Genomic DNA, 12,947 nt, shown 5'->3' on the forward strand with positions numbered 1-12,947 from the left:
AATGAAAAAAATTACAGTATTAGGAGTTACTGGATCAATTGGAATGCAGACAGTTGATGTTGTAATGAATCATCCTGAACAGTTTAAGATTACAGCAATGGCAGCAGGGTATAATGTGGCTAAGGTTGAGGAAATTTTAGCAATGATTGATGTTGAGTATATCTGTATGGTAAAAAAAGAAGATGCTTTATATCTTCAAGAAAAATATCCTGATCTTAAAGTTGTTTATGGTGAAAGTGGATTGATAGAAATTGCAACTTTACCAGAGATTGAGATTGTATTAAATGCAATTGTCGGATTTGCTGGTTTAGTCCCAACAATTGAAGCAATTAAAGCAAAAAAAGATATAGCTTTGGCGAATAAGGAAACTTTAGTCGTAGCGGGGCATATAATTACTGAACTGGTAAAAGAATATGGCGTCAAACTTCTACCGGTTGATAGTGAACACTCTGCTATTTTTCAATCATTAAATGGCGAAGAACACAATAAAATTAAGAAGATTATTTTAACTGCTAGTGGTGGCAGCTTTCGTGATAAGCAACGTGATGAATTAGCAGGTGTAACTGTTAAAGAAGCATTAAATCACCCGAATTGGTCAATGGGAGCTAAAATTACAATTGATTCTGCAACTTTATTTAACAAAGGGTTGGAAGTAATGGAAGCAAAATGGTTATTTGACGTGGATTATGATCAAATTGAAGTTTTAATTCATCCTGAAAGCATCATTCATTCGATGGTTGAATTTGTGGATACTTCAATTATCGGACAATTAGGCAATCCAGATATGCGGTTACCAATTCAATATGCTTTAACTTATCCAGAACGTGATTATTTAATTGGTGGTGAAAGTCTTGATTTAGCAAAGATTGCATCATTAACATTTAAAAAGCCAGATTTTGAACGTTTTAGAGCATTAGCTTTAGCTTATCAAGCCGGCAAAAGTGGTGGAAGTATGCCGTGTGTGTTAAATGGTGCAAATGAACAAGCAAATGAGCTATTTAGAAATGGTAAAATTGAGTTTCTTGAAATTGAAAATTTAGTTGAGAAAGCATTGAATAAACATCAGTTAGTCAAAAATCCAACACTTGAACAGTTGATTGAAATCGATGCTTGGGCTCGAAACTTTGTTTTAAAAGAGATAGGAGAAGATTAATGCAGACATTAATTAATATTGTCGTTTTTATTTTGATTCTTGGAATCGTTGTGCTGATCCATGAGTTAGGACATTTTATTACGGCTAAATCGTTTGGGGTTTATTGTAGTGAATTTTCAATTGGGATGGGACCAAAGATATTTTCGCGCAAAAAAGGTGAGACAGAATATGAAATCAGAGCTTTACCAATTGGTGGTTTTGTATCAATGGCTGGAGAGGCTGATAATGATATTGAGGAATTTAAAGATGTTCCAATTGAGCGTACTTTAAAGGGCATTAGCTGCTGGAAAAAGTGTGTTGTTTTTTTAGCCGGAGTCTTTATGAATTTTGTTCTATCATTAGTAATTTTAATTGGTGTTTATTGTGTAATAGATGTTCAAACTAATACACCTGAAATCGGGAAAGTTACTTCGGACAGTCCCGCAATGATTGCAGGCCTTGAGGCGGGAGATACTATTTCTAAAATTACTTATGATGGTCATGAAAATATTATTGCATCTTTTGCAGACATTCGTGAAGTGTTGAATAATGATAATCTTAAATCAAAAAATGCTACAATAATGTTACAAGTTGAATTGGTCCGTGATGGTAAAACAATTACTAAAGAAGTTAATGCAAAATATAATAGTGATTCTAATTCATACACAATGGGTTTGACTCCAGCAACAAGAAATTTAAGCTTTTTTGAAGCTATTAATTATGGAGTAACTAAATTTGTAGAGATGGCGCTGTTGATTTTTACAACATTAGGTAAGCTATTTACAGACTCCGCTAATACAATTGGACAATTGTCAGGACCAGCGGGAATTTACAACGTAACGGCTCAAATTACTGAAACAGGATCAATTAGTCAATTATTAACATTGCTAGCTTTATTATCGACTAATATTGGAATGTTCAATTTATTGCCTATTCCTGGTTTAGACGGTTGTCAAGTTATCTTTGCTGTGGTTGAAAGAGTAATCGGGCGTGAATTACCGTTAAAGGTTAAATATGGTTTACAAATTGCTGGATTAGCCCTTGTTTTTGGTCTAATGATCTTTGTAACCTTTAATGATATTTCTAGAATATTTGGATAAAGGGAATTAATTTTCCCTTTTTTTATGCTATAATGTTTGAGTGTTATATTGATAAGAATAATGAAGGATGATTTGATGGAAAATAAATTATTAATATTATTAAAAAATTTAAAGATTGAAAGCCAAGCTAATATTTTAAAAGAAGGAAAAATCAGTAAAGTTGTTGTAGCGAGAGATAATAGTTATACTTTTCACTTAGTGTTTAATCAGATTTTGCCATTTGAGGAGTATCAATTATTAATAAATAACCGCGATAATTTTCCTTATCCTACTAAATATAAAATTAGTTATGAAACTGAATTTTTTAATCAAAATGAATTATTATTATATACCGGATACCTTTTAGAAAAATTAAAAAAAGATTATCCTGTTTGTGCTACTTTAACAGTTGAAAGTTTTAAAATCGAAGATAAAGTTATTAGAGTAGAAACATGTAATGAAATTCAGTTAGAACAATTACGTCAGTTAAGAGCACAAATTGAAGATATGTTCAATGATGTAGGTATCGATAAAAATTTTGATTTTTATATTGATGAAGAAAACGATGTATTTAAAGATATTAAAGAAGAGATGGAAGCTTATGAACCAGTTGAAATTGACCTTTCTTTAATCCAAAAGCCAGATAAACCGGCGTCAGAACAAAATAATTATAAGAATAATTATCGTCAAAAAAATGCAGCAATCGATATGAAAATTGAAGAGATTACTAATCAGACAATGGATAATAATATTGTAATAAAAGGCTTTGTTTTTAAAACAGAAATGATTAAAACAAGAGCGGGAAAACATATTCAAAGTTTATGGGTTACAGATTATACTGATTCAATTATTGTTAAACGTTTTGAAAACAATTCTAATAACTCGTTAGAAGAATTAAAAGTTATCGGTAAAGGCGGAGTTTGGGTAAAAGTTCGAGGTGAAGCCCGTTTTGATAGCTTTGCACGCGAAACAGTTATGATGGCTCGCGAGGTTGAAGTGATTAAGAGCCCAGCACCACGTAAAGATACTAGTGAAGCAAAAAGAGTGGAATTACATACACATTCAAAAATGTCAGCGATGGATGGGGTTGGAACAATTACCCAATATATTAACGCTGTAGCAAGCTGGGGACATAAAGCAATTGCTGTAACTGATCATGGTAATGTCCAATCTTTTCCTGAAGCTCAAATGGCAGCTGGAAAAGCAGGAATTAAAATGATCTATGGTGTTGAATTCAATATGATCGAACCGATTTTGAATATTGTTTATAACGAAATAGATACCTCAATTGAACATGCAACCTATGTTTCTTTTGACTTGGAAACAACAGGTCTATCAGTTATTCACGATGGGATTACAGAATTTGGAGCTGTCAAAATTAAAAATGGAGAAGTAATTGATCGACTGCAAATGTTTGTGAATCCAGGGAAGAGCATTTCCTCAAGAATCACTAATTTAACTAGCATTACTAATGATATGGTACGTAATGAACCGACGATTGATGCATTATTGCCTAGAATTATAGAATTTTTTGATGATTGTATTTTAGTCGCTCATAATGCTAATTTTGATATTGGATTTTTAAATGAGAATTTACGGCGAAATAATATGCCTGAAATTACGAACCCAATTATCGATTCATTGGCTTTAGCACGAGCAATTTTGAAACCGATGAAATCGTATCGATTGGGGAATGTGTGCCGCAGTTATCGAGTAAATTATGATGATGAAGTGGCTCACCGTGCTGATTATGATGCTGAAGTATTAGGTGATGTTTTTAACATGATGTTACATCAAATTATGCAAAGCGGTAAATATAATCTTTTAGACTTGTGTGAATTAACAGGGGATGATGTTTATAAAATTGTTTATCCTTATCATATGACCGCATTGGCGTTAAATAAAGCTGGTTTAAAAAATATGTTTAAATTGGTTAGTGAAGCAAATACTAAATATTTTCATAATGGATCAAGAATTCCTAAAGAACGTTTAGAACATTATCGAGAAGGCTTATTATATGGCAGCAGTTGCTATAACGGTGATGTTTTTGAGGCGGCTCTGAACTTATCTGATGAAAAATTAGAACGGGCCATGGAATTTTATGACTATATTGAAATTCAACCACTTGAGGACTACTATCACTTAGTTGATCGTGGAAAATTGCAAGATACTGATGAGTTAATCAAATCTTTACATCGGATTATTGATTGTGCAAAAAAACTAGATAAATTAATTGTAGCAACTGGTGATGTTCACTTTTTAGAAGTTCGTGATAAAATTTTTAGAGATGTTTTTATCTCTAATCCGACGATTGGAATTGGTCACCGTGCTCATCCGCTGTGTGATCGACGCAATCCTAAGGCTAAAAATCCCTGCCAATATTTGAGAACAACTAATGAAATGTTAGAAGGTTATCCTTATTTACCACAAGACGAAGTATTTGAATATGTTGTTACAAATACAAATAAAATTGCTGATATGGTTGAGGAAATCAAACCAGTGCATGATAAATTGTTCACGCCTAAGATAGATGGTGCAGACGAAAATCTAAAGAAGATTTGTTACGATACTGCGCATAAGACATATGGTAATCCGTTACCGCAAATTGTTGAAAAGCGCCTTGAAAAAGAACTTAGTAATATCATCAAGCATGGCTTTGGGGTCATTTACTATATTTCTCATCTATTAGTAAAAAAATCAAATGATGATGGCTATCTAGTAGGTTCTCGGGGATCTGTTGGTTCTTCATTTGTTGCAACAATGTCAGGAATAACAGAGGTAAATCCGTTACCGCCCCACTATGTATGCCTCCATTGTTCGCATAGCGAATTTTTAGAAGAAGGAATTGTGGCTGATGGCTATGATTTGGAAGATAAAGTGTGCCCTAAATGCGGTAAAATAATGAAGGGTGAAGGACATAATATTCCATTTGAGACCTTCCTTGGATTTAACGCTGATAAAGTACCGGACATTGATTTAAATTTCTCAGGTGAATATCAAGCTAATGCACATGCTTTTACTAAAGAAATATTTGGTGAAGATCATGTTTTTAGAGCAGGAACGATTTCGACAGTAGCAGAAAAAACAGCTTATGGATATGCAAAAGGATATGCTGAATTAATGGGGACTGATCAAACAATTCGTTCTGCTGAATTAGAGCGAATCGCAGCCGGCTGTGGTGGTGTTAAAAGAACAACAGGACAGCATCCTGGTGGGATCATCGTTATTCCAGGGGATATGGATGTATTTGATTTTACACCGTATCAATTTCCGGCAGATGATCTAAATGCTGCGTGGAAAACAACTCACTTCGATTTCCATGCTATTCATGATAATGTTTTGAAATTTGATATTTTAGGCCATGTCGATCCGACTGTAACACGATTTTTGCAAGATCTGACAGGTGTTGATCCTAAGGATATTCCAACTAACGATAAAAAAGTTATGAGTTTGTTTACTAGCAGTGAGGCATTAGGATGTAATCTTGATTTTATTGGTTGCAAAAATGGAGCTTTAGGGCTTCCTGAATTTGGTACCTCATTTGTACGTGGAATGTTAGATCAAACCCAACCTAAAACATTTAATGATTTAGTTATTATCTCGGGGCTATCACATGGAACTGATGTATATTTAGGAAATGCTGAAACGTTAATTAAATCTGGGACTTGTACACTTTCTGAAGTAATTGGATGTCGTGATGATATTATGGTTTATTTGATTGAAAAAGGTTTGCCAAACAAGGATGCTTTCGATATCATGGAATGTGTCCGTAAAGGTAAGTCACCGGTAGTTTTCCCAGAAAAAAAATATGAAGAACTAATGAAAGAATACAATGTACCGCAGTGGTATATTGATTCTTGTAAAAAAATTAAATACATGTTCCCTAAGGCTCATGCTGCTGCCTATGTATTATCTGCAATTCGAGTAGCTTGGTGGAAATTATATTATCCACGAGAATATTATGCTGTTTATTTTACAACAAGATGTGATTTTTATGATATTGAAACACTTGTACAAGGTAAAGATGCTATCATGGCAAGACGAGCTGAAATAACGCAGTTAAGAGCTGAACGGAGTTCTTCAAACAAAGATGAAGGATTATGGGATATTTTTGAAATCGCACTAGAAATGATTGAGCGGGGATTCCATTTTAATCCAGTTAGTTTAGAGTATTCACAAGCTAGCAAGTTTATATTAGATCCAAACGATGAAAAAGGGTTGATTCCACCGTTTAGTGCAATTGATGCATTAGGTGAATCAGTAGCTAAAACAGTTGTAGATGCTCGAGCAGATGGTCCGTTTTTATCTAAAGAAGATGTTATTAAACGAACAAAGTTGAACAATTCACATATTAAAACACTATCTAAAATGGGGGTTTTTAATGGAATGCAGGAGCGTAATCAACTTTCACTTTTCTAAGTAGTTGCAATAATTAAAAAAATGTGGTATTATTTATTTAGTTTCATAGAGAAGCGAGTGGGGTGACCCACTCTTTATTATTGAATAGAGGTGAAAGAATGGAACTTTTAGATACGATTAAAACACTGATAAAACCAATTTTAGAAAATAATGATGTATATCTTGATGATATTGAATACCTTCAGGAAAATGGCGAATGGTATCTTCGCATTTTTGTTGAAAAAAATGAAGGTTCCCTAGACATGGACACATGTGTAGCAGTTAGTGAAGCAATTAGTTTAAAGATGGATGAAGAAGATCCGATCAAAGGAGAATATTATTTAGAAGTTTCTTCACCAGGTGTAGAAAAGCCCCTAAAGACTTTTGAGCAAGTTAAAGCTTCAGTAGGTAAGTATGTCTACGCTAAATTCATTAATCCAACTGCTGGAATGGATGAAGTGGAAGGATTTATTAAAACAATTGAAGATGAAACGATTGAATTTGAATATTTAGTTAAGAATATTAAGAAAAGAATTAAAATTGACTATAGCAATATTAAATTTATAAGACTAGCTGTGAAATTTTAGGAGGATAAAAAAGTGGCAAGTAAAAAATTCATGGATGCACTAAATTTATTAATTGAAGAAAAAGGGATTGAAAAAGATGTCTTTTTAGAAATGCTTAAAGAATCTATTGGTAAAGCATATAAGAAAAATTATTTAAACCCTGATGCTAATGTCCGTGTTGAAATTAATGAAAAAACTGGAAAGTTTAGATTATTTGAACTTCGAACAGTTGTTGATGATCTAGATGATGAAGATATTGAATTATCTCTAGAAGAAGCTCAAGCAATCAATCCTAATTATCAAATTGGAGATGTTGTTGAAACCGAAGCCGATATCGAACATATTGGACGTTTGGCAGCTATTCAAACAAAACAATTATTTAGACAAAAGATTCGCGAAACTGAAAAAGAAACACTTTATAACGAATTTGCAGATAAAAAAGATGATATCATCACAGGTATCGTTGATCGTGTTGAGGATAAATTTGCAATTGTAAATATTGGTAAAACAGGAGCTTTCTTAGCTTCTAATCAACAAATTCCTGGTGAAAAATTAAATGAGGGTCAACATTTAAAAGTGTATGTTAGCGATGTTGATCGTGGAACTAAAGGAACTCATATTGTTGTTAGCCGGACAGAGCCAAGTTTTGTTAAGAGATTATTTGAATTAGAAGTACCTGAAGTATACGATGGAACAGTTGAAATCAAAGCAGTTTCACGGGAACCAGGTGAAAGAAGTAAGGTTGCTGTTTATACTAGTAATGAAAATATTGATCCAATTGGCTCTTGTGTTGGACCAAAGGGAAGTCGAGTTAAAAATGTAGTTGATGAGTTAAATGGTGAGATGATTGATATTATTTTATGGAATAGTGATCCGGTTGTCTTTATTTCTAATGCCTTGAGTCCATCTGATGTTAAGTGGGTATCTATTAATGAAGAAAATCACAGTGCTTTAGTAGTTGTACCAGATGATCAATTATCTTTAGCTATCGGTAAGCGTGGTCAAAACGCTCGTTTAGCAGTACGTTTAACAGGTTGGAAGATTGATATTAAATCTGTTAGTGAGGCTGTTGAACTTGGTTTAATTGATCTTCAAACAGTTAATAATACAGAAGAATCATCACCTGTTGATGCTAGTTTTGAAGAAGAGTTTGCTCAAGAAATGTTAGATGAAGCAGTTGAGGAAGCTGTTGTGGAAGAAGCTGTTGAAGTTGCAGAAGAACCAGAAATCGAAGAAGAAGTTGTTGAGGTTGAAGAAGAACCTACTCAATCGAAAAAGGTTATTGAATACGAAGATTTTGAAGATTTAGATGATGAATATAGTAAATATGATGAAGAAATCGATTACGATGAATATGATGAATACTATGATAAAGATTAAGGAGTGATTAAATTGCGAAAAATCCCTTTAAGAAAATGTTTGGCAACGGGTGAACAGTTGCCAAAACAACAATTAATCAGAATCGTACGTAATAAAGAAGGTCAAGTAGCTGTCGATCCAACTGGTAAGATGAATGGACGAGGAGCTTATCTGAAACGTAGTCATGAAGCGTTCGTGTTAGCAAAAAAGAAAAAAGTTTTAGCTCGGGCTTTGCAGGTTGAAATTCCTGAAGAAATTTTCGTAGAACTGGAAAAATTTGCGGATGAATAATTATTTAAATACACTTGGCTTGGCTGCGCGAGCTCGAAAAATCGTTACTGGTGAAACTTTAATCACAAAGATTAGAAGTAACGAAGTAGAATTTGTTATTATTGCTAGCGACGCTAGTGACAATACTAAAAAAAAGATCACCGATAAATGTACAAGTTATAAAGTTGAGTATGTTATAGCTTGTACTATTGATGAACTATCCAGTGCAATCGGTAAAAAAAATCGAGTAGCACTTGGTATCCAGGATACTGGATTTGCTAAAATATTAAAAGAAAAGATAGGAGGGTGAACATATGGCAAAACAAAATAAACAAACAAAAAATAAAAAAGGTGCGCCAAGAAAGAAACAATTAAAGTCTAATTTTCCGACCAAAAAAGAAGAAATAGTTGCTAAAGATGGTGTCATTGTTTATGAAGAAGGTATTACTGTTGGTCAATTAGCTGATAAAATTGGACAAACGCCTGCCAATGTTATTAAAGTATTGTTTCTATTAGGAACGATGGTAACTATTAATTCATCTTTAAATGATGAGCAAGTAGAATTAATTTGTCTTGAATATGGTTTTGAAGTCGAAAAACATGTTGAAGTTAGTGAAGTGAATTTTGAGGAAATTGATATTCAGGATGATGAGAAGGATTTACAGCCTCGTTGTCCAGTAGTTACAATTATGGGACATGTTGATCATGGTAAAACTACATTGTTAGATACAATCAGAAAGTCTGCGGTTGTAGAAGGTGAATTTGGTGGGATTACACAACATATCGGTGCTTATCAAGTTGAAGTTAATGGAAAAAAAGTTACTTTCTTAGATACACCGGGCCATGAAGCATTTACTGCTATGCGTGCTCGTGGAGCTCAAGTAACTGATATTGTTATTATTGTAGTAGCAGCTGATGATGGTGTTATGCCACAAACAAAAGAGGCAATTGATCATGCAAAAGCAGCAGGTGTACCAATTGTCGTTGCGATTAATAAAATTGATAAAGAAGGTGCCGATCCTGAAAGAATCAAAGGAGAAATGGCTGAGCATGGTCTGCTTCCTGAAGATTGGGGTGGAGATACAGTATACTGTGAAATTTCTGCTAAAAAAAGAATTGGAATTGAAGAATTGCTAGAAACTTTAACTGTTGTTGCAGAATTAGCAGATTTAAAAGCAAATCCTAATCGTTATGCATATGGCAGTGTAGTTGAAGGTAAACTAGATAAGGGGCGTGGACCAGTTGCAACGTTACTTGTTGAAAATGGTACTTTAAGAGCGGGAGATCCAATTGTAGTTGGAACATCATTTGGACGTGTTCGTCAAATGCTTGATGATCGTGGAAAAATTATTAAAGAAGCACTTCCCGCTACTCCAGTTGAAATTACGGGTTTAAATGACGTTCCAGTCGCTGGTGATAAGTTTATGGCTTTTGAAAACGAAAAACAAGCTCGTAGTGTTGGTGAAACACGATTAAAAGCGAAACAAGATAAAGAGCGTAGTTCAGGAGCTGCCTTATCATTAGATGATTTATACTCTCAAATCAAAGAGGGCGAAATGATTGACTTAAACATTATTGTTAAAGCTGATGTCCAAGGTACTGCTGAAGCAGTTAAAGCTTCATTAGAAAAAATTGATGTTGATGGTGTAAGAGTAAATGTTATTCGTTCTACAGCTGGAGGAATTTCAGAATCTGATGTTCTATTAGCATCTGCTTCACAAGCAATTATTTATGGTTTTAATGTTCGTCCAAATGCAAAAGTACGTCAAAAGGCTGAAGAAGAAGGAATTGAGATTCGTTTACACAATATCATCTATAAAATGGTTGAAGAGATTGAAACCGCAATGAAAGGTATGCTTGCTCCAGAAATTAAAGAGGTTGTTACAGGTCAAGCAGAAATTCGTCAGGTAATTAAAGTTTCTAAAGTTGGAAATATTGCTGGATGTTATGTAACAGATGGTTTTATTCGCCGTAATTGTGGAATCCGTTTACTTCGTGATAGTGTTGTTGTATATGAAGGAAAATTAGGTTCATTAAAACGTTTCCAGGATGATGCTAAAGAAGTTGCAGCGGGATTTGAATGTGGTTTAAGTATTGAAAACTTCAATGATATTAAAGAAGGCGATATTGTCGAAGGATATATCATGGAAGAAGTCGAAGTTAAGTAGGTGAATTAAATGATTCTTAAAAAGGATAAGATGAATGGTATTATTCAACGCGAGTTATCACAAATCATTCAAGTTGAAGTACGTGATCCTAAGATAGGTTTTTGTACTATTACTGCAGTTGATATGACTACTGATCTATCAATTGCTAAAGTATATGTGACTTTCTTAGGAAAAGACTTTGATACGCGCAAAGGAATGGAAGCATTAAATCGTTCTAAAGGATTTATTCGTTCTTTATTAGCTAAACGTCTTACAATTCGTAAAGTACCAGAACTGATTTTTGTTAACGATACCTCTTTAGAGTATGGTAATAAAATCGAAAAAATTATTGATGATTTAAATCATCATGATAAATAATTCAAAAGAAGGTCAAATTGAAGTGAAGTCAATTTCTTGGACACTAATTTAGTTATGCTATTAATAAGGATTGATCCTGTATTGTACAGGAGTTGATCCTTTTAATTTTGTTGTTATTTTTTGAGTATAGTATTGTTTTATACATTCTTCTATTGCAATCTTTAAATTATATAACGATCTAAAAGTATATTCATAACCATAAAAAATTTCATTTTTCCAACGGAATTCTTCATTGGTGAATTATCTAAACAATTTCTTTTTTAATATTGACTGTGGAATTTATTCTTTTCAAAAATTTTTTATACACAATATTTTTTTGTTATCTTGTGAGTTTAACCATAATAAAATGAACTCCACCATTTGAAATACCTAAATAATGGGACTACAATAAATCACCTTCTTTTTATTTGAGTCTTATTTGTTTCATCTAGATAGAATTGTGCTATAATACTATATAGATATAGGAGGACTAAAAGAAATGAAATACTGTATAACAAACGGGAAAGTTATTTTAAAAAATCAAGTAGTAGATGCAAATGTATATGTAGAAAATACAAAGATTACTGAGATTTCTAATCGTCAACCTGATGATGAAACAGTAATTGATGCAAAAGGTAGATATGTGTCACCAGGATTTATTGATGTTCATACTCATGGGCGTGGTGGCAGTGATACAATGTATAACACTTTTGAAGATCTTGATACAATTACAAGTACTGCCGTAAAAACAGGTGTAACAGGAATTTTACCTACAACGATGACGATGTCTAAAGAAGATACTTATGCGGCTATTAAAAATGTTGGAGATAACATGGATAAAGTTGGAGGAAGTAAAATCCTAGGAGTACACATGGAAGGTCCATTTTTTAATACAAAATATAAAGGAGCTCAACCTGAAGAGTTTATGATCAAACCTACAGCTGAAAATTATAGCAGTTTAGTTGGTGAATATGGTAAAATTGTAAAAAAATTAAGTTTAGCACCAGAATTAAAGGATTCTGATAAGTTAATCGAGTATTTAGTCAAAGAAGGTGTGGTTGTAAGTATTGGGCACACTAATGCAACTTATGACGAAGCAGTTGTTGGAATTAAAGCTGGAGCAACTTCAGGTACTCATACTTATAATGCAATGACACCATTAACACATCGAAATCCAGGAGTAGTAGGAGCTATCATGGAACATGATGAAGTTTATGCGGAATTGATTTTAGATGGAATTCATGTCAGCTATCCAGCTGCAAAAGTGCTTTTAAGGGCTAAAGGTTTAGATAAAGTGATTTTAATCACTGATTCTATTGAAGCTTCTGGTTTAGAAGATGGTCAATATAAATTAGGTAATCAAGCTGTATTTGTTAAAGATAATTCAGCTCGTTTAGAAGATGGGACTTTAGCTGGTAGTATTTTAGCAATGAATAATGCAGTAAAGAATGCATATCAACATTTAGGTTTATCAATTAATGAAGCTGTTAATTTAGCTAGTTATAATCCTGCTAAAAATTTGAATTTAATTGATTTAGGGGAAATTGCAGTTAACAAAACAGCGGACATTATTATGTTTGATGAAGAAATTAATGTTGATTTTGTAATGATTGATGGAAATGTAAAAATTGGAGGATAG

At 33.2% G+C, this 12,947-nt stretch carries 11 protein-coding genes; 10 read left to right on the forward strand and 1 reads right to left on the reverse strand.

Annotated elements, in window-relative coordinates; genetic code table 11:
- The first annotated feature begins 1 nt into the window (after position 1).
- The 9 genes from KTF99_RS11575 to rbfA all read left to right on the forward strand — a co-directional run bounded on the left by KTF99_RS11575 (position 2) and on the right by rbfA (position 11,329).
- Complete coding sequence (locus tag KTF99_RS11575; protein ID WP_003538239.1) at positions 2–1,153, forward strand: 1-deoxy-D-xylulose-5-phosphate reductoisomerase; 1,152 nt, start codon at positions 2–4, stop codon at positions 1,151–1,153.
- A complete protein-coding gene (locus KTF99_RS11580; RefSeq protein ID WP_008791754.1) occupies positions 1,153–2,232 on the forward strand; it encodes a M50 family metallopeptidase in 1,080 nt (359 codons plus the stop codon). Before KTF99_RS11575 ends, KTF99_RS11580 begins: the two co-directional genes overlap by 1 nt.
- A 75-nt stretch (positions 2,233–2,307) precedes the next feature.
- Positions 2,308–6,630 carry a PolC-type DNA polymerase III gene (locus KTF99_RS11585; protein ID WP_008791753.1) on the forward strand — a complete coding sequence of 1,441 codons (4,323 nt, stop codon included), beginning with the start codon at positions 2,308–2,310 and terminating at the stop codon, positions 6,628–6,630.
- A gap of 98 nt (positions 6,631–6,728) precedes the next feature.
- Positions 6,729–7,196 (forward strand): ribosome maturation factor RimP, encoded by a 468-nt coding sequence (gene rimP / locus KTF99_RS11590; protein WP_003538242.1) that lies wholly within the window; start codon positions 6,729–6,731, stop codon positions 7,194–7,196.
- A 12-nt stretch (positions 7,197–7,208) separates the two neighbouring features.
- The gene (gene nusA / locus KTF99_RS11595; protein ID WP_029479992.1) at positions 7,209–8,555 is read left to right on the forward strand and encodes a transcription termination factor NusA; all 1,347 of its coding nucleotides are present in this window, start codon (positions 7,209–7,211) and stop codon (positions 8,553–8,555) included.
- Positions 8,556–8,567: 12 nt separating this feature from the next.
- On the forward strand, positions 8,568–8,825 hold the full coding sequence (rnpM, locus tag KTF99_RS11600; protein ID WP_008791752.1) for an RNase P modulator RnpM: 258 nt from the start codon (positions 8,568–8,570) through the stop codon (positions 8,823–8,825).
- Positions 8,818–9,114 (forward strand): L7Ae/L30e/S12e/Gadd45 family ribosomal protein, encoded by a 297-nt coding sequence (locus tag KTF99_RS11605; protein ID WP_008791751.1) that lies wholly within the window; start codon positions 8,818–8,820, stop codon positions 9,112–9,114. The genes rnpM and KTF99_RS11605 overlap by 8 nt, the downstream gene beginning before the upstream one ends.
- Positions 9,115–9,118: 4 nt before the next feature.
- Entirely contained in the window at positions 9,119–10,972 is a 1,854-nt protein-coding gene (gene infB, locus KTF99_RS11610) for a translation initiation factor IF-2 (RefSeq protein WP_008791750.1), read from the forward strand.
- Between the two features lie 9 nt (positions 10,973–10,981).
- Positions 10,982–11,329, forward strand: a complete 348-nt coding sequence (gene rbfA, locus KTF99_RS11615) for a 30S ribosome-binding factor RbfA (protein ID WP_029479994.1) — start codon at positions 10,982–10,984, stop codon at positions 11,327–11,329.
- A 60-nt stretch (positions 11,330–11,389) separates the two neighbouring features.
- Here rbfA and KTF99_RS17655 read toward each other — a convergent pair whose 3' ends face one another.
- Positions 11,390–11,536 carry an IS3 family transposase gene (locus KTF99_RS17655; RefSeq protein WP_081723939.1) on the reverse strand — a complete coding sequence of 49 codons (147 nt, stop codon included), beginning with the start codon at positions 11,534–11,536 and terminating at the stop codon, positions 11,390–11,392.
- Between the two features lie 271 nt (positions 11,537–11,807).
- On the opposite strand from KTF99_RS17655, the gene nagA reads away from it, so the two are divergent.
- Entirely contained in the window at positions 11,808–12,947 is a 1,140-nt protein-coding gene (nagA, locus tag KTF99_RS11625; protein WP_003538250.1) for an N-acetylglucosamine-6-phosphate deacetylase, read from the forward strand.

This window comes from Erysipelatoclostridium sp. MSK.7.34 (genome assembly GCF_019041935.1).
Taxonomy (GTDB): Bacteria; Bacillota_I; Bacilli_A; order Erysipelotrichales; family Coprobacillaceae; genus Thomasclavelia; species Thomasclavelia ramosa.

Bases quoted from the DNA above. Each gene is read 5' to 3' on its own strand.
- KTF99_RS11605 (WP_008791751.1), top strand. From the start codon at position 8,818: ATGAATAATTATTTAAATACACTTGGCTTGGCTGCGCGAGCTCGAAAA.
- rbfA (WP_029479994.1), top strand. From the start codon at position 10,982: ATGATTCTTAAAAAGGATAAGATGAATGGTATTATTCAACGCGAGTTA.
- nagA (WP_003538250.1), top strand. From the start codon at position 11,808: ATGAAATACTGTATAACAAACGGGAAAGTTATTTTAAAAAATCAAGTA.
- KTF99_RS11575 (WP_003538239.1), top strand. From the start codon at position 2: ATGAAAAAAATTACAGTATTAGGAGTTACTGGATCAATTGGAATGCAG.
- KTF99_RS11585 (WP_008791753.1), top strand. From the start codon at position 2,308: ATGGAAAATAAATTATTAATATTATTAAAAAATTTAAAGATTGAAAGC.
- rimP (WP_003538242.1), top strand. From the start codon at position 6,729: ATGGAACTTTTAGATACGATTAAAACACTGATAAAACCAATTTTAGAA.
- KTF99_RS11580 (WP_008791754.1), top strand. From the start codon at position 1,153: ATGCAGACATTAATTAATATTGTCGTTTTTATTTTGATTCTTGGAATC.
- infB (WP_008791750.1), top strand. From the start codon at position 9,119: ATGGCAAAACAAAATAAACAAACAAAAAATAAAAAAGGTGCGCCAAGA.